The sequence below is a fragment of the Bradyrhizobium sp. 25ACV genome, from assembly GCF_054863005.1.
Genome location: NZ_JAVAYO010000015.1, coordinates 15,911 through 31,026 on the forward strand (window position 1 = coordinate 15,911; position 15,116 = coordinate 31,026).

The 15,116-nt window shown below is 65.3% G+C and carries 18 protein-coding genes; 4 read left to right on the forward strand and 14 right to left on the reverse strand.

All coding sequences use genetic code 11. The features are described from left to right. Positions 1-7 precede the first annotated feature (7 nt). Positions 8-469, forward strand: coding sequence for a DUF488 domain-containing protein (locus RAD04_RS28940; protein ID WP_461626529.1), 462 nt, complete (start codon positions 8-10; stop codon positions 467-469). A 150-nt stretch (positions 470-619) separates the two neighbouring features. Here the strand turns inward: RAD04_RS28940 and RAD04_RS28945 are convergent, their stop codons facing one another. The 6 genes from RAD04_RS28945 to RAD04_RS28970 form a co-directional block, all read right to left on the reverse strand. Beyond that, positions 620-1,534, reverse strand: a complete 915-nt coding sequence (locus RAD04_RS28945) for a PhzF family phenazine biosynthesis protein (RefSeq protein ID WP_461626530.1) — start codon at positions 1,532-1,534, stop codon at positions 620-622. Between the two features lie 159 nt (positions 1,535-1,693). Continuing rightward, positions 1,694-3,001, reverse strand: a complete 1,308-nt coding sequence (locus tag RAD04_RS28950; protein WP_461626531.1) for an adenylate/guanylate cyclase domain-containing protein — start codon at positions 2,999-3,001, stop codon at positions 1,694-1,696. 30 nt (positions 3,002-3,031) lie between these two features. After that, positions 3,032-4,195 carry an ABC transporter permease gene (locus RAD04_RS28955; protein ID WP_461626532.1) on the reverse strand — a complete coding sequence of 388 codons (1,164 nt, stop codon included), beginning with the start codon at positions 4,193-4,195 and terminating at the stop codon, positions 3,032-3,034. Next, positions 4,192-5,124 (reverse strand): ABC transporter ATP-binding protein, encoded by a 933-nt coding sequence (locus RAD04_RS28960; RefSeq protein WP_461626533.1) that lies wholly within the window; start codon positions 5,122-5,124, stop codon positions 4,192-4,194. The genes RAD04_RS28955 and RAD04_RS28960 overlap by 4 nt, the downstream gene beginning before the upstream one ends. Beyond that, positions 5,121-5,909 (reverse strand): HlyD family secretion protein, encoded by a 789-nt coding sequence (locus RAD04_RS28965; protein ID WP_461626534.1) that lies wholly within the window; start codon positions 5,907-5,909, stop codon positions 5,121-5,123. The genes RAD04_RS28960 and RAD04_RS28965 overlap by 4 nt, the downstream gene beginning before the upstream one ends. Further along, complete coding sequence (locus RAD04_RS28970; RefSeq protein ID WP_091965949.1) at positions 5,906-6,589, reverse strand: TetR/AcrR family transcriptional regulator; 684 nt, start codon at positions 6,587-6,589, stop codon at positions 5,906-5,908. The genes RAD04_RS28965 and RAD04_RS28970 overlap by 4 nt, the downstream gene beginning before the upstream one ends. 107 nt (positions 6,590-6,696) lie before the next feature. Here RAD04_RS28970 and RAD04_RS28975 point away from each other — a divergent pair, with 107 nt between their 5' ends. Genes RAD04_RS28975 through RAD04_RS28985 form a run of 3 tightly spaced genes read left to right on the forward strand, consistent with a single transcriptional unit; the run spans position 6,697 to position 7,918 of the window. Next, positions 6,697-7,032 (forward strand): ArsR/SmtB family transcription factor, encoded by a 336-nt coding sequence (locus RAD04_RS28975; protein ID WP_461626535.1) that lies wholly within the window; start codon positions 6,697-6,699, stop codon positions 7,030-7,032. After that, the gene (locus tag RAD04_RS28980; protein ID WP_461626536.1) at positions 7,029-7,493 is read left to right on the forward strand and encodes an SRPBCC family protein; all 465 of its coding nucleotides are present in this window, start codon (positions 7,029-7,031) and stop codon (positions 7,491-7,493) included. Before RAD04_RS28975 ends, RAD04_RS28980 begins: the two co-directional genes overlap by 4 nt. Positions 7,494-7,504: 11 nt before the next feature. Further along, a complete protein-coding gene (locus tag RAD04_RS28985; RefSeq protein WP_461626537.1) occupies positions 7,505-7,918 on the forward strand; it encodes a GFA family protein in 414 nt (137 codons plus the stop codon). A 4-nt stretch (positions 7,919-7,922) separates the two neighbouring features. On the opposite strand, the gene adhP is transcribed toward RAD04_RS28985, so the two are convergent. From adhP to RAD04_RS29025, 8 genes are all read right to left on the reverse strand, one after another. Next, positions 7,923-8,948, reverse strand: a complete 1,026-nt coding sequence (gene adhP / locus RAD04_RS28990; RefSeq protein WP_461626538.1) for an alcohol dehydrogenase AdhP — start codon at positions 8,946-8,948, stop codon at positions 7,923-7,925. A gap of 136 nt (positions 8,949-9,084) precedes the next feature. After that, positions 9,085-9,495 (reverse strand): DUF2000 family protein, encoded by a 411-nt coding sequence (locus tag RAD04_RS28995; protein ID WP_461626539.1) that lies wholly within the window; start codon positions 9,493-9,495, stop codon positions 9,085-9,087. A gap of 72 nt (positions 9,496-9,567) precedes the next feature. Continuing rightward, entirely contained in the window at positions 9,568-9,957 is a 390-nt protein-coding gene (locus tag RAD04_RS29000) for a DUF4189 domain-containing protein (RefSeq protein WP_028142907.1), read from the reverse strand. Between the two features lie 195 nt (positions 9,958-10,152). After that, positions 10,153-11,757: an NTP transferase domain-containing protein gene (locus tag RAD04_RS29005; protein ID WP_461626540.1), complete on the reverse strand. Its 1,605-nt coding sequence runs from the start codon at positions 11,755-11,757 to the stop codon at positions 10,153-10,155. Beyond that, positions 11,754-12,455, reverse strand: coding sequence for an XdhC family protein (locus RAD04_RS29010; protein WP_461626541.1), 702 nt, complete (start codon positions 12,453-12,455; stop codon positions 11,754-11,756). The genes RAD04_RS29005 and RAD04_RS29010 overlap by 4 nt, the downstream gene beginning before the upstream one ends. Before the next feature lie 2 nt (positions 12,456-12,457). Continuing rightward, a complete protein-coding gene (locus RAD04_RS29015; RefSeq protein ID WP_007602422.1) occupies positions 12,458-12,781 on the reverse strand; it encodes an XdhC family protein in 324 nt (107 codons plus the stop codon). Between the two features lie 10 nt (positions 12,782-12,791). Continuing rightward, on the reverse strand, positions 12,792-13,994 hold the full coding sequence (locus RAD04_RS29020; protein WP_461626542.1) for a vWA domain-containing protein: 1,203 nt from the start codon (positions 13,992-13,994) through the stop codon (positions 12,792-12,794). A gap of 144 nt (positions 13,995-14,138) precedes the next feature. Then, entirely contained in the window at positions 14,139-15,062 is a 924-nt protein-coding gene (locus RAD04_RS29025) for an AAA family ATPase (protein ID WP_461626543.1), read from the reverse strand. Positions 15,063-15,116 lie beyond the last annotated feature (54 nt).

Below are 15,116 nucleotides of genomic sequence, written 5' to 3' on the forward strand. Positions count from 1 at the left end.
GTGATCCATGGCAAAGGCGAAGAAGCTGTTCACCATCGGCTATGAGCAGACGCCGCCCAAGGCGGTGCTGGATGAGCTGGTAGAGGCTGGCGTCAAGCTCGTGGTCGACGTGCGCGCGGTGACATCCTCGCGCCGGCCGGGCTTTTCCAAGAAGCAGCTTGCCGCGGGGCTCGACGAGCGCGGTATCACCTATGTCCATCTCGCCGCGCTCGGTACGCCGAAGGAAGGCCGCCTTGCCGCGCGCAGCGGTCAGTACGATGTGCTCGAGAAGATTTTCTCAAAGCACCTGAAGGCGCCCGAGGCCAGGGAGGCGATGGACGAGCTCTCGGCGCTGGTGAAGAAGGCCGGCCCCGTGTGCCTGCTCTGCTACGAGAGGGATCACACCCATTGCCACCGCCAGATGATCGCGGAGATCATCGAGGAGCGCGATGGGGTTGCGGTGCGGAATTTGGTTGGGAGGCAGGTCTGATCGTCGTTGGCGCCTGTGTTAGCCGTAGCCGTCATCCTGAGGTGGCCGCTCCTTCAGCGGCCCTGGAAGGACGACGGCGTGCCCCCAGGCTGCACCTCGGCCGTGCATCCTTCGAGGCTCGCAAAAGCTCGCGCCTCAGGATGACGGTCCCTAACCCTCCCCCGCCAGCTTGAACGTCCCCTCCATCATCTGCACACAGCTGCCGCCGACATGGGCGGAGACGATCTTGCCGTCCTGCTTGCGCACGCGCGTTGCGAGGATGCTCGGCCGGCCCATGTCAAAACCCTGGCCGACCGTGAGCTTGAGCTCGCCATCGCGTATCGGATCGAGGTCAGCGAACAGTGCGGCCGCGGCAACCGTGGCGCTGCCGGTGGCGGGATCCTCGGAGAAGCCACCGGCGCCCCGCATGAACATCCGCGCCTGGATCTCGCTGGGCGCCTCCGCCGCGGGCACATCGCGCGTATAGAACCACACCGAGACTGCACCATCGCGCGGCAGGAGCCTGCCGAAGGCCGCCGCGTCGGACCTAGCCCGCTTCAGCGCTTCGCGCGAACGCACTTCCACCACCACGAAGGGCGTTCCGACGCCGACGACCTGCGGCGCATGGCGATCGGTCCTGATGTCATCGGCAGTCAGGGAGATGCAGGCCGCGACATCCGCGGCCGAAAGCTGCGCAAGCCGCGACAGCGGCTGCGGCGCGGTCAGCTCGGTGCTGATCACCTTTCCCTGCTCCCGGAAAATCTCGACCGGCACGAGCCCCGCTATCTCCTCGAACAGCAGGCGCGGCTTCGGCTCCTTCGCAAGGCTCGCCAGCACGAAGGAGGCGCCGATATTGGGATGGCCCGCAAACGGCATCTCCCGGACCGGGGTGAAGATGCGCACCTCGGCATCATGAGCCTTGTCGCGCGGCGGCAGCACGAAGGTGGTCTCGGAATAGTTGAACTCGGTCGCGATCGTCTGCATCTGCGCGGTCGTGAGCCCGCCGGCGTCGAGCACCACGGCGAGCTGGTTGCCGCCGAAGGCGCGGTCGGTGAACACGTCGACGGTGATGTAGCGGCGCAGCATCTTCGATCCCTCATGCAAGTTGCGGCCGCACGGGCCGCATCGCCGGCAGTTTATAGGCCGGCGATATCGCTCGTCATGCCCCAAAGTTCGGAGCAATCGGAGCAATCGCGGAAGGGATTTTAGATGCTTCAACGAACCGCGACTCGCATGTGAAGGCGGCTACCCCAATTGAAACACCGCCACCTTCTGCTCATAGCCGCGCACCTCGACCTCGCCGAGCGCAACGGCGTCGTCACCGTCATTGCCCAGCGCCTCGCGTACGGTCGCGGAAATCAGGAGCTGCGAGCCGAACTCCTTGTTCAGCGCCTCCAGCCGCGAGGCGAAATTCACGGTGTCGCCGATGACGGTGTATTCCTTGCGCCGGGGCGAGCCGATATTGCCGGCGACGACCTCGCCGAAATGGATGCCGATGCCGATGCGCAGCGGCCAGCTCGTCTGTGCGTTGATGCGCTCCATCGCACTCAGCATCTCGCGGCCTGCGGCAACCGCGCGATGCGCGGCATCTGAGGCTTCCAGCGGCGCGCCGAACAGCGCGAGAAAGCCATCGCCGAGAAACTTGTTCACGATGCCGCCCTGGCGATCGAGGATGTCGACCAGCACGGCAAAGGCGCCATCGAGCCGGTCGACCACCTCCTGTGGGGTACGCGACTGCGCGCCCGCCGTGAAGCCGCGGAAATCGACGAACATCACCGCGACGCGGCGGACGTCACCGCCACCGCTGGTTCCCGCCGCCATCAGCCGCTCCACCACCTGCGGAGAGACGTGCTGGCCGAACAGGTTCGTCACCCGGTCACGCGCGGTCGCAGCCGCGATGCTCGCGGCGAACTGGCGGCGCAGCTGTGCGCCGACCGCGCCCGCCAGCGCCCCACAGATCAGGATGACGATGCTGCGCACAGCGTGGAAATAGATCAGGGGCTCGCCGGCTTCGTCGGCCGCGTTGTAGAGCAGCGCGACGGACAGAAGCCCGGCTGCGGCGACGAAGCCTGTGAACGCAGAGAGCCAGAAGTCGAGCCGCAAGGTCGAGAGGATGACGAAGATGAAGTACATCAGCGGCACGGCGAAACCGAGAGCCTGGCTCGCGCCCATGGTCCGGGTTTGCAGGATCAGGATCACCGTGGGCAGCGACGTCTCGATCAGCGTGCCGATATAGCGCCGAATCACCGGCAGATCGCGATCGAGCCGGAGGTTCTTCCTGATCTGGGTGTGGACCCAAACCTCGAACAGGATGAAGCCGCCGAGCAGGCCGTAGACCTCGACGAGCCCTTCCGTTCCGCGCCACACCCGGTTCACCACACTGGGGTCGATCAAATAGATCGCGGTGAGCAGCACCATCATGACGCAGCCCGTCATGATCAGCGCCCGCACCCGGAGCAGCTCGGTGCGCAGCACTTCGCGTGTCAGCTCGCGCTCGAAATCCTCCGATAGCACGGCGTGCTGCCGTGTCCTCCTGCTGGCAAATCTGACCATTCCCGCCCCTCGATTCCGAGGCATTGTGCCTCAATCCAGCGTGCGGCGGAAGCGCGTCACGGCGATGGTCATGGCAAGCGCCATCAGGATCGCCAGTGCCAAGGCGTCGAAATGCAGATTCTGCATGGTCGCGCCCTTCAGCATGATGGCGCGGACGATGCGAAGATAATGCGTCAGCGGCAGGCATTCGCCGAGATATTGCGCCCAGGTCGGCATGCCCGCGAACGGAAACATGAATCCGGACAGCAGAATGCTCGGCAGGAAGAACATCATCGACATCTGCATGGCCTGGAGCTGGTTCTGCACCACCGTCGAGATGGTGTAACCGATCGACAAATTGGTGGTGATGAACAGCGTCGAGAGCAGCGCCAGCAGGAACAGATTGCCGAGCACGGGGACGCCGAACAGGCCAACCCCGATGCCGATGATGAGGAACGCCTGCACGAAGCCGACCAGCACGTAAGGCACGATCTTGCCGAACATCACCTCGACCGGCTTGATCGGCATCGACAGCAGGCTCTCCATGGTGCCGCGCTCGACCTCGCGCGTGACCGACAGCGCGGTGAAGATCAGCATGGTCATGGTGAGGATGGTGCCGACCAGGCCCGGCACGATGTTGAGGCTGGAGCTAGCTGCCGGATTATAGCGGGCATGCGCACGGATCTCGAACGGCATCTCCGGCGGATCGCCGATGTAGAGATCGTGCTTGAGCGCGGTCTGCACGACCATGCCGAGCGAACCGATCGCGGCGCTCGCCGCCACCGGGTCGGTGGCATCGGCCGCAACCAGCAGCGCCGGCCTGTCGCCGCGCCGCACCGCGCGCTCGAAGCCGCGCGGGATCTCGACGCCGAACAGCACCTTGCCGGATTTCAGCAGATTGTCGAAATCCTCGACATCGTGCACCTCGTAGAGGAAGCGGAAATAGGCGGTGTTCTCCAGAGCTTTCAGGATCGAGCGGGCGAGATCGGAGTCCTCCTGGAGCAGCACCGCGCTCGGCAGATGGTGCGGCGTGGTGTTGATGGCATAGCCGAACAGCATCAGCTGCATCACCGGCAGCATCACGATCATCGCGAACGACACGCGGTCGCGCCTCAGCTGGATGAACTCCTTGATCAGCATCGCATAGGAGCGCCGCAGGAAGCCGAAGCGCTCGCGGGTCTCGTGGCCTGGGGCCGGACGATCGACAGCACTCATTGGAAATTGTCCTTGGAGCGCCCCATCAGCTCGATGAATACGTCTTCCAGCGAAGGCGACGATTTGTGCCAGTGCAAGTCACTTTTTTCCCGCCACGGCGCGATGCTGGCCTCGAGCGCCGCGACGTCGCGGCCGGAGACGTGCAGCGAGGTGCCGAACGGCGCCACCATGTCCACGCCCGGCTTGCCGGTGAGCGCGGCCGTGAGCCCGTTGAGGTCCTCGCCCGTGACGGTGAAGGTCGTCAGCGCCGACTTCGCGATCACCTCCTCCACGGTGCCGTGTGCCAGCAGATGGCCATAGGCGATGTAGGCGATCTCGTGGCAGCGCTCGGCCTCGTCCATGTAATGGGTCGAGACCAGAACGGTGAGACCGTCGGCCGCGAGCGCGTGGATCTCGTTCCAGAAGTCGCGCCGCGCCTTGGGATCGACGCCGGCGGTCGGCTCGTCCAGCAGCAAGAGTTTCGGACTGGGCAGCGTGCAGGCACCAAGCGCCAGCCGCTGCTTCCAGCCGCCGGAAAGCTCGCCCGCAAGCTGTTCCTCGCGTCCCGAGAGCCCAAGCCGCTTGATCATGTCGCGCGCGGCGCCGCGCGCATCGGCCAGGCCATAGAGCCGCGCGACGAATTCGAGGTTCTCGCGCACCGAGAGATCCTGATAAAGGCTGAAGCGCTGGGTCATATAGCCGACCTGGCGCTTGATCTTTTCGGCATCGCGGCGGATGTCGTAGCCGAGACAGGTGCCCTCGCCGCTATCCGGGGTGAGGAGACCGCAGAGGATACGGATGGTCGTGGTCTTGCCCGAGCCGTTGGGCCCGAGGAAGCCGTAGATCGAGCCGCGCTTCACCTGCATCGACAGATCGTGCACGACCTCGCGGCCGCCGAACGATTTGGTCAGGCCCTTGACGTCGATCGCGATGCCGCTCTCGCCATTCATCGCTTGTCCGCCACCGGTGTCTTCGGATTGAGATAGACGTCGATCGGCTGTCCGACCCGCAGCGCGTCGGGTCGCGATGGCCTCGCCTGGATCAAATAGACCAGCTTGTTGCGCTCATCGAGGCTGTAGATGACAGGCGGGGTGTATTCGGCCGAGGTCGCAATGAAGTAAATCTTTGCGGTGAGATCGGCCGCGCAATTGTCGCAGCCGATCCGCACCGTGTCGCCGATCGCAAGCTTCGGTAGCGCGGTCTCCGGCACGAAGAAGCGCAGCTTCATGTTGCCGGGCGGCATGATCGACAGCACCGGGCGCTGCGCCGCTACCATCTCGCCCTCGCGGAAATAGATCTGCTGGATGGTGCCAGCAACCGGCGCGAAGCCCTTGCGCCGCGCCATCCGCGTCTCCGACGTCGCCACCCGCGCTTCCGCGACGCGCAAGGCAGACACGGCCGAATCGAGATTGGCCTGCGTGCCGGAGCCGGTCTTGCTCAGCGAGGCCGCGCGGTCATAGGTCTGCTGCGCGTTGGCGAGCGTCGCCTTTTGCTGGTTGAGATCGGCAAGCTGGAGGTCGTCGTCGACGGAATAGAGGTGATCGCCGACCTTGACCTCGTCGCCCTCGCGGACATTGAGCTTCGTCACCCGCCCCGCTTCATCAGGGCTGACGAAAATCATGTCGGCCTCGACCCAGCCCTGGAAGCCGGGATCGCGCTTCTCCTGGCAGCCGGCGAGACCGGTTGCGAGGATGATGGCCAATGCAAATGCAGAAAGTACGCGTGACGACCTCATGTCGTCCTCCGTTCGCCAAAAATCAAATCGAGATGGACGCGCAGCATGTCCTGCGCATCGAGCGGCGCGTGCCGCGCAAACAGGCTTTGCCAGATCACCGCAATCATCGCGGGCGCGACCAGGATCTGCGGATATCGCGCGAGGTCCTTCTCGCGGATCTCGCCCCGGGCGATGCCGAGCTCGATTAGCGCGCGCATGGCGGCGATCCCGCGCGAGACGACCTCGCGGTAGTAGAAATCGGCGACGGCCGGAAAACGCGGCCCCTCCGCCACGATCAGCCGCACCAGATCTCCGCGCCTGGTGCCGATGACCTCTTTCAGGAAGTTGCTGGCAAAGGCCTCGATGAGGTCGCGCACCGAGCCCGTCGGCGGCGGCAGCGCGGTCAGCCGCGCCACGACAGGCACGATCACGATGCGCACCAGCTCCTCGAACATCGATTCCTTGTCCTTGAAATGCAGGTAGATCGTGCCCTTGGCGACGCCGGCGCGTTTGGCAATGTCGTCGAGTCGCGTTGCGGCGAAACCGCGGGCGATGAACTCCTCCATCGCGGCCTCCACGATCGCCGCGCGCCGCTCCTGCGCGCGCGCAGCACGGTTCGACGCAGGCACCTCTCCGCGGGCTGACGCAGGCTCCGCGCTCTGTGCCGACTTGTTGGCGAGCTTGGTCGACTTCTTCATCATCAGAAATATATGACTGACTGGTCAGTCATTGTCAAGTTAAGGGCGAGCTGGATAGAGTCGAACGAATTAGTATTGACTAATGAATTAGCGTCGACTAATCGAATGACATGATCGAAGACGCTCCAAACCCCGTCACCACCGTGATGCGCGCCCTCGCCGACCCGACGCGCCGGGCGGTGTTCGAGCGCGTGTTCGAGAGCAAGGAGATCAGCGTCGCCGAGCTGACGCGCGGCAGCGGCGTGACCCAGGGCGCCATCTCCCAGCACCTGAAGTCGCTGAAACAGGCGGGCCTCGTCGGCCAGCGCGCAGAGGGCCGCAACGTCTATTACCGCGCCGCGCCGCAGGGGCTCGAGCCGCTGGTCACCTGGATGGACCATTACGGCGTGTTCTGGCGCGAGCGCTTCCAGAATCTGCGTGACCTGTTGAAGGAGATCGATCCGTGAGTGCTGTTGCTGACAATATCCAGACCCAGGACATCGTCATCGACGAGGTCTTCCCTCACGCCCCCGCGACGATCTGGAAGGCGCTGACCAGCGCCCAGCTGATTGCGCGCTGGCTGATGCCGCCCACCGGTTTCGAGGCCGTCGAAGGCAATACCTTCACGTTCAAGACCAACCCGGCCGGCGCGTGGGATGGCACGATCCATTGCCGCGTTCTGGAGGTCGTGCCGAACCAACGCTTCGCCTTCGCCTGGAAGGGCGGCGACGAGGGTAACACCGGTTACGGCTCGGCGCTCGACACCGTCGTCACCTGGTCCCTCACGCCGGTCGAAGCAGGGACGCGCGTGCGCGTGGTGCATTCGGGCTTCGTGACGCCGAAGAACGACACCGCTTATCGCAACATGAGCGACGGTTGGGTCAAGGTGCTGCAGCGGCTCGATGCCATCTCCGGCGAAGACAAGTAGGAAGCACCGCAATGGACAAGCCCTATACCGGCGGCTGCGCCTGCGGCGCGATCCGCTATTCGATTGTCGGCGAACCTCTGTTCAGCAATCACTGCCAGTGCCGGGACTGCCAGCGCGAAAGCGGCAGCGCGCATGGCTCATACGCGACGTTCGCGCGTGCCGGCGTCACGCTAACCGGCGAGGCGAAGCATTGGGATATGGTCGCTGACAGCGGCAACGTGAAGACGCGCGGCTTCTGCACGCAGTGCGGCGTGCCTGTGTACATGACCTTCGCGGCACAGCCCGACGTCTTCACAATCCGCGCTGCGAGCCTCGACGAGCCTGCCCGCTACAAGCCGCAGGCGGTCACTTTCACCGCGCGCGGCCATGGCTGGGATCGCCTCGATCCCAGCCTGGTCAAGTTCGAAGGCATGCCGCCTGAATGAGGCGCTAGCCGAAATCCAGCACCATGCGACCGTCGATCTTGCCGGCCTTCATCCGATCGAAGACATCGTTGATCTGCGCGAGGGGCACCTTCGTCACTTCGGCCTTCACCTTACCATCCGCAGCGAATGCGACGGCTTCGTCGAGGTCGCGCCTCGTGCCGACGATGGAGCCGCGCACGGTGATGCGCTTGAGCACCACGTCGAAGATCGGCGTCGGGAATTCGCCCGGCGGCAAGCCGACGAGGCTGACGGTGCCCTTCCGGCGCACCATCTTCAGCGCCTGGGCGAACGCGGCGGTCGAGACCGCCGTCACCAGCACGCCGTGAGCCCCGCCGCCGGTTGCCGCAAGAACTTCGTCCACCGCGCCAGCAGTGAGGGCATTGACCGCGAGATCGGCACCGGTTTCGCGCGCCAGCTCCAGCTTGTCCTCTGCGATGTCGACGGCGGCGACCTTGAGCCCCATCGCCTTGGCGTACTGGATCGCGACATGGCCGAGCCCGCCGACACCTGAGATCACCACCCACTCGCCGGGCCTGGCCTCCGTCTCCTTCAGTCCCTTGTAGGTGGTGACGCCGGCGCACAGGATCGGCGCGATGGCGGCGAAATCGACCGTCGCCGGCAGCTTTGCGACGAAGGCGGCCGAGGCAATGACATATTCGGCGAAGCCGCCGTTCACGCTGTAGCCGGTGTTATGCTGGTGCTCGCACAGGGTCTCCCAGCCGGTCTCGCAATATTCGCACGACATGCAGGCATCGTGCAGCCAGGCGACGCCGACGGCATCTCCGACTTTCAGATTCTTCACGCCTGGCCCAAGCGCGGCGACGGTACCGGCGGCCTCGTGGCCGGGAATGAACGGAGGAACCGGCTTCACCGGCCAGTCGCCGGAGGCTGCATGCAGATCGGTGTGACAGACGCCGCAGGCTTTCACCTTGACCAGAATCTCGCCGGGACCGGGCTGCGGCACCGGCACGTCCTCGATCACCAGCGGCTTGCCGAATTGCTTGACGATTGCGGCTTTCATGGTCGGCATCGGTCTGCTCCTGTGCACTTTGGAGCAGAATAACGACGCCGCGCGGCGCTCCTTTGATGGGCGTCAAACAGCACAAAGTTTGCGCGGGGCCGGCCCCATCATGACACCACGATGACGCCGCGCGGATGCCGGCGTGTCAGCTATGGAACTTCAGCCCGTCGACGATCTTGTCGATCACCTTGCGCTCGGCGCGCATGCTGATGCCGACAAGATTGAGATCGTTGCGCGCCACGGCCCTCACTGCCTCGCGGTTGGCGGCATCGTGCGTGGTGCTGAACATGTCCTCGGTATAGACCGCCGGCTTGACGTTGCGCGCGAGCGCACGATCCAGCGCGCGCGATAGTGCCGGCCCGTCGGCGCCGTAGATCAGGATCGGCTGGCCGATCAGTGCGTGATAGTTCGTGCCTGAGGCGTCTTCATAGGCATCGCCAATGCACTCCGGAAAAGCCGCGGCAATGCCGCTGGTGAGGAAGGACGCGACGTTGAGCTTTTGCCAGGCCTGAAGATCGGTGCGGATCACGACCGCGATCTTGGTGTCGAATTGCATGTGGTTCCTTCCACTGTCATTCCTGAGTTGCGGGTGATGCTACGCATCGCCCCGGAATGACGGCAAGAGGAATTACCCTTTGGCGTCGCAGGCCCAGGCGCGTATCACGCATTCCTTGCCGCCGTATTTGTAGCATTCGCGCGTGGCGGCGTTGAGCGAGGCCGAGATCTTCGGCTTGACGGCATAGCCATACGCACCGCAGGGGTTGGCGAGATCGACCGACATCGCCGCGCAGGCGCGCTTCATCGTCACGGTCGTACAATCGCCCTTGCACTGCTTCTGCGCCGCGGCACGCGCCTCGTGCTCGTGGCCGTAATCAAAGGCCTGGCCATAAGCGCCGCATTTGCCGACTGCGATCGCGCCGGCGGCATGGGCTTCGGTGATGTAGCGGGCGCCCGTGACGGCAACAGACAAGACAAAGCAAAACATCGCGCAACGGCGCGCGACGACGTTCGAAGCCATGGAAAATCCCCTCCCCCCAAGGCAGGTGGAGGCGACTCTAAGCGCTGGTCGTTTCCAGATGGTGAACGGGTGGTTGAAATCGACGAGTTGAGAGGTCCCGTAGGGCGGATTAGCGAAGCGTAATCCGCCTCAATTGTTTGCGCGGGGAAACACAGTGGCGGATTACGCCTTCGGCTAATCCGCCCTACGGCACCTTCATCCCCGTCTCGCCGCTTCAAGGGCCTGCGGCGTGTCGATATCGAGGAAGGCGCTCTCGCCATCCACCGGCACTTCAGCCACCGCCTCGGTATGCTTGGCGATCAGATGGCGCGCACCGATGTCGCCGTCGAGCGTCATCAACTCCTTGAAGAAGCGGCGCGACCACAGCACGGGATTGCCGCGGCGGCCCTCGCTCACGGGCACGACGATGAGATTGCCGCGGTCCGGCGCGAAGCCGTCGATGAGACGATCGATCAGGCCGGCATCGATCAGCGGCATATCGCCCAGGCACACCACGGCGCCGTCGCACGTTTCGGAGACGGCAGCGATGCCGGCCTTGACCGAGCTGGCGATCCCGCCGGCAAAATCCGGATTCCTGACGAACCGCACTTTCAGGCCCTGTAGCGCCTGCTCGACCAGCTCGGTCTGGTGGCCGGTGACCACGATCACCTCGGAGGCCTTGGAGGCCAGCGCCTGCTCGGTCGCGATTCGCACCAGCTTCTTGCCGTCGAGTTCGGCGAGCAGCTTGTTCGGCCCGCCCATCCGGGTCGAACGGCCCGCAGCGAGCACGATGGCGGCGACCTGGCTGTTGCCTTCGGTCTCGGGCTGTGCGCGCGGCTGCGGCCGCGTCACTATCTCCATCAGGAGGCCCCCGACGCCCATGCCCATCAGCTCGGAGCGCGTCACCTTGATGCCGGCGAGGAGCCGCATCAAGACCCAGTCAAAGCCGTTCTCGACCGGCGAGCGCGCACAGCCCGGTGCGCCCAGCACCGGAACGTCGCCGGCCCGCGCGATCAGCAAGAGATTGCCGGGATCGACCGGCATGCCGAAATGCTCGATCTCGCCGCCGATCCCCGTGACGGCCGCCGGGATCACATCGCGGCGATCGGCGATCGCGGAGGCCCCGAACACGATGACGAGCTCGGCGCCTAAGCCGAGCAATTCCTTGATCGCGGCTGACAGCTCGCGTTCATCGTGCTGGACCCGCCGCTCGGCGATGATGCTGGCCCCCGCGGGCGCGAGCCGCTCGGCGGTGACGCGCAGCGTCTTGTCGATCACCTTGGATGAGAGGCCCGGCAGCAGCGTCGAAACCACGCCGACGCGCTGGATCACGTAAGGCGCGATCTTCAGCACGTCCTTGCCTGCGGCCTTCACCGCGGCATCGCGCAAACTGCCTTCGACGCCGAACGGGATGATCTTGACGGTGCCGACCATCTCGCCCTCGACCACCGGCTTGTAAGCGGTGAGCGTCGCAAACGTGATGGCCTCGTCGATGTTGTTGATGCGGTCGACCGCCGCGCGGTCGATCACAAGCACGCCCGGGCGCGCGGCGAACAGATTGGCACGGCCGGTGAAGGCGCGTTCGACATGAATGCCCTCGCCGCCGACGGCCAGCGCGATACCGGCGGCCGCAACGTCCTCGGAGACGTCGCCCGCCTCCATGCGCACCACGACGATGTCCTTGATGCCGGCGCGCGTGAGCTGCTCGACCTCGGCAGGCCCGATCGTCGTGCCCTTCTTCAGCACCAGCGGTCCCTGGCGCAAGGTGTGGACGGTCACCCCGCCGATTGCATCCTTGGGGCTCGCCGGGCCGAACTTCATGCCGCTTCTTCTTTTTCTTTGGGTGGCAGGCGGAGCACCGCGGTGATCTCCGCCATGATCGACACCGCGATCTCGGACGGGGAGACCGCACCGATCGCAAGTCCAATGGGCGCGTGGATGCGCGCGATGTCGCTTTCCTTGGCGCCCTGCGCCCGCAGCCGGTCGCCGCGCTTGGCGTGCGTCTTCCGCGAGCCGAGCGCGCCGATATAGAAGCAGCCGCGCTCGAAGGCGTGCAGCAGCGCGGGATCGTCGATCTTGGGATCGTGCGTCACCGCGACGAAGGCGGTGTAGGCATCGACATTGAGCGGCGGCAGCGCGGTGTCCGGCCATTCGGCCACCAGCGGAACGTCGGGAAAGCGCTCGGGGCTGGCGAACGCCGTGCGCGGATCCACGACGGTCACGTCGTAGCCGAGCGAGCGCGCCAGCGGCGCCAAGGCCTGGCTGATATGGACCGCGCCGACGATGACGAGTTTTGCGGTCGGCGCGTAGACGTTGAGGAACAGCTTCTTGCCGCCGGCCTCGACATTGGCGCTCTTGCCCATACGGAGTTGCTTGTCGAGCTCGGCGCGCAACGGGTCTTTTGCAAAATCCTTCGCCTTCACCAGGCGCTGCTCGCCGCTCTCGGTGTCGGTCACCAGGATCACCGGCCGGCGCGCGGCTCGCTCGGCATTGAGTTCGTGCAGGATTGCGAGCTTCACGGCTAACCGACTTTCTCGACGAAGACACGGATGGTGCCGCCGCAGGACAGCCCGACATTCCAGGCGGTCTCGTCGGCGACGCCGAACTCCAGCATCCTCGGCTTGCCGCTCTGGATCACGTCCATGGCCTCGGTGACCACGGCGCCCTCGACGCAGCCGCCGGAGACCGAACCCAGGAACGTGCCTTCGTCGTTGATGACGAGGCTGGAGCCCGCCGGGCGCGGCGCCGAGCCCCAGGTCTCCACCACGGTGGCGAGCGCGACACCACGGCCGGCCTTCTGCCAGTCCTCCGCCGCCTTCAGAATATCCTCGTCGCGATCGAGCATGGGGTGCCTCTCAAGCTGCGGAGCGGATCAGGCTGCGGTGATGCGGCGGCAGCGGCCGGGAGAGCGTCGTGATCAGCTCCTGGATCGAACTCAAATTATGTACCGGGCGGAATTCGTCAACGTGCGGGAGCATCATTTTGATGCCCTGGGCCTTGGCCTCGAAGCCGCCGAACCGCAGCAGCGGGTTGAGCCAGATCAGCCGCCGGCACGAGCGGTGCAGCCGGTCCATCTCGAAGGCCAGCCTGGAATCCGCCTCCCGCTCCAGCCCGTCGGAAATCAGGAGCACGATGGCGCCCTGGCTCAGCACGCGCCGCGCCCACAATTTGTTGAAGTTGTGCAGCGAGGCCGAGATCCGGGTGCCGCCAGCCCAGTCCTCAACCGAGGCCGAGCAACTCGCCAGCGCCTCGTCGGGATCGCGCTGGCGCAGCGCGCGGGTGACGTTGGTCAGCCGGGTGCCGAACAGGAACACCGAGACGCGCTTACGCGCATCGCCGATGGCATGGAGGAAATGCAGGAACAGGCGGGTGTACTCGCTCATCGAGCCCGAGATATCGAGCAGCGCCACGATCGGCGCCGGCTTCTCGATCCGCCCGAGACGATGGATGTCGATGATGTCGCCGCCGGTGCGCAAGGAGGCGCGCAGCGTGCGGCGGAGGTCGAGGCGAAGCCCGTGCGGATCAGGCCGGTGCCGGCGCGTCAGGAGCTCGGCCTGCGGCAGATGCATCCGCTCGACCGCACGCAGCGCCTCGCTGATCTCGGCGGCGCTCATCTGCGCAAAATCCTTCTTCTGAAGAATCTCCCTGTCGGACACCGACAGGCGCAGATCCTGCTCCTGGTGCTGCGGCGTCTCAGTCATGCGCGGCCGCGCCATCGCCTCCTGCACGCGGCGCGAGCCGGCCTGCGGCTTCTTCTTGGCCTCATCCGGCAGCGGCACCGAATCCAGCATGTGCTTCCACTCTTCCGAGGCGCGGAAGAACAGGTTGAAGGCCTGCTTGAAAATCAGCGCGTGCTCATGACGCTTGACGAAGATCGCCTCCAGCGTGGTGAAGACATCGGCGCGGTTGCCGATCTCGATCACCTGGAGCGCGCTCATGGCGTCGATGACAGCGCCCGGCCCGACCGGCATGCCCGCAGAGCGCAGAGCGCGGGCGAAGCCGACGATGTTGTCGGCGAATTGCTCGGTCTGCTCGGGGGCAAGGTGGTTGATGGCCATGGTCTATCCTCGCTCCGTCATTCCGGGGCGTCGCACAGCGAACCCGGAATCCAGAGATTGCAGCGCGAGATTCTCAGGTGCGCAATTGCGCACCGGAGTTCGCGTTGACGCGCGCCCCGGAATGACGAACTCAAATGACGCGCGTCAATTCTCGCTCGTCGCTTCCTTCAGCACCTTCTGCAGGGTGTCGCCCTGCATGCGGGTGATGTCGTCCTGGTACTTGAGCAGCGCGCCCAGCGTGTCGCCGACCACTTGCGGGGTCAGCGAGCGGGCATCTAACTCCGACAGCGCGGTGGCCCAGTCGATGGTCTCGGCAACGCCCGGCGACTTGTAGAAGTCCTGGTTGCGCAGCGCCTGGACGAAGCGCACGACCTGCTGCGACAGCTTTGCGGAAATGCCGGGCACCCGCGTCTTGACGATCGCGAGCTCGCGCTCTGCGGCGGGATAATCGACCCAGTGATAGAGACAGCGCCGCTTCAGCGCGTCGTGGATTTCGCGGGTGCGGTTGGAGGTGATGATGACGATCGGCGGGGCCGGCGCCTTCACCGTGCCGAATTCGGGAATCGTCACCTGGAAGTCACTGAGGATTTCGAGGAGGTAAGCCTCGAACGCCTCGTCGGCGCGATCGAGCTCGTCGATCAGCAGCACCGGTGGTCCCGCAACGTCGGGCTCCAGCGCCTGCAGCAGCGGCCGCTTGATCATGTAACGGTCGGCGAAGATGTCGCTCGAGAGCTGGTCGCGATCGGTGTCGCCGGCGGCTTCCGCCATCCGGATCGCGATCATCTGCGCGGCGCTATTCCACTCATAGACCGCGGAGGAGACGTCGAGGCCTTCGTAGCACTGCAGGCGGATCAGCTTCCGCCCGAGCGCAGCGGACAGGACCTTGGCGATCTCGGTCTTGCCGACGCCGGCCTCGCCTTCCAGGAACAATGGCCGGCCCATGCGCAGCGAGAGATACGTCACCGTCGCCAGCGACCGTTCCGCGAGATAGCCGCGCGACGTCAGGAGTTCGAGCATCGCATCGACCGATGCCGGCAAGGCCCCGGAAGTATTGGCCGCTGAAGTCATGAAAAAGCCAGTCTCGCTACACCCTCACCGGGGACAAGTTTGGGCCGAGGCGTG

What these genes read in the sequence shown, in the direction of transcription:
- RAD04_RS28970 (WP_091965949.1), bottom strand. Translation starts at nt 6,589, where the DNA reads ATGATGAAGAAGTCGACCAAGCTCGCCAACAAGTCGGCACAGAGCGCG.
- RAD04_RS28975 (WP_461626535.1), top strand. Translation starts at nt 6,697, where the DNA reads ATGATCGAAGACGCTCCAAACCCCGTCACCACCGTGATGCGCGCCCTC.
- RAD04_RS28960 (WP_461626533.1), bottom strand. Translation starts at nt 5,124, where the DNA reads ATGAATGGCGAGAGCGGCATCGCGATCGACGTCAAGGGCCTGACCAAA.
- RAD04_RS29000 (WP_028142907.1), bottom strand. Translation starts at nt 9,957, where the DNA reads ATGGCTTCGAACGTCGTCGCGCGCCGTTGCGCGATGTTTTGCTTTGTC.
- RAD04_RS28940 (WP_461626529.1), top strand. Translation starts at nt 8, where the DNA reads ATGGCAAAGGCGAAGAAGCTGTTCACCATCGGCTATGAGCAGACGCCG.
- RAD04_RS28985 (WP_461626537.1), top strand. Translation starts at nt 7,505, where the DNA reads ATGGACAAGCCCTATACCGGCGGCTGCGCCTGCGGCGCGATCCGCTAT.
- RAD04_RS29015 (WP_007602422.1), bottom strand. Translation starts at nt 12,781, where the DNA reads ATGCTCGATCGCGACGAGGATATTCTGAAGGCGGCGGAGGACTGGCAG.
- RAD04_RS29020 (WP_461626542.1), bottom strand. Translation starts at nt 13,994, where the DNA reads ATGGCCATCAACCACCTTGCCCCCGAGCAGACCGAGCAATTCGCCGAC.
- RAD04_RS29025 (WP_461626543.1), bottom strand. Translation starts at nt 15,062, where the DNA reads ATGACTTCAGCGGCCAATACTTCCGGGGCCTTGCCGGCATCGGTCGAT.
- RAD04_RS28945 (WP_461626530.1), bottom strand. Translation starts at nt 1,534, where the DNA reads ATGCTGCGCCGCTACATCACCGTCGACGTGTTCACCGACCGCGCCTTC.
- RAD04_RS28950 (WP_461626531.1), bottom strand. Translation starts at nt 3,001, where the DNA reads ATGGTCAGATTTGCCAGCAGGAGGACACGGCAGCACGCCGTGCTATCG.
- RAD04_RS29005 (WP_461626540.1), bottom strand. Translation starts at nt 11,757, where the DNA reads ATGAAGTTCGGCCCGGCGAGCCCCAAGGATGCAATCGGCGGGGTGACC.
- adhP (WP_461626538.1), bottom strand. Translation starts at nt 8,948, where the DNA reads ATGCCGACCATGAAAGCCGCAATCGTCAAGCAATTCGGCAAGCCGCTG.
- RAD04_RS28965 (WP_461626534.1), bottom strand. Translation starts at nt 5,909, where the DNA reads ATGAGGTCGTCACGCGTACTTTCTGCATTTGCATTGGCCATCATCCTC.
- RAD04_RS28955 (WP_461626532.1), bottom strand. Translation starts at nt 4,195, where the DNA reads ATGAGTGCTGTCGATCGTCCGGCCCCAGGCCACGAGACCCGCGAGCGC.
- RAD04_RS28995 (WP_461626539.1), bottom strand. Translation starts at nt 9,495, where the DNA reads ATGCAATTCGACACCAAGATCGCGGTCGTGATCCGCACCGATCTTCAG.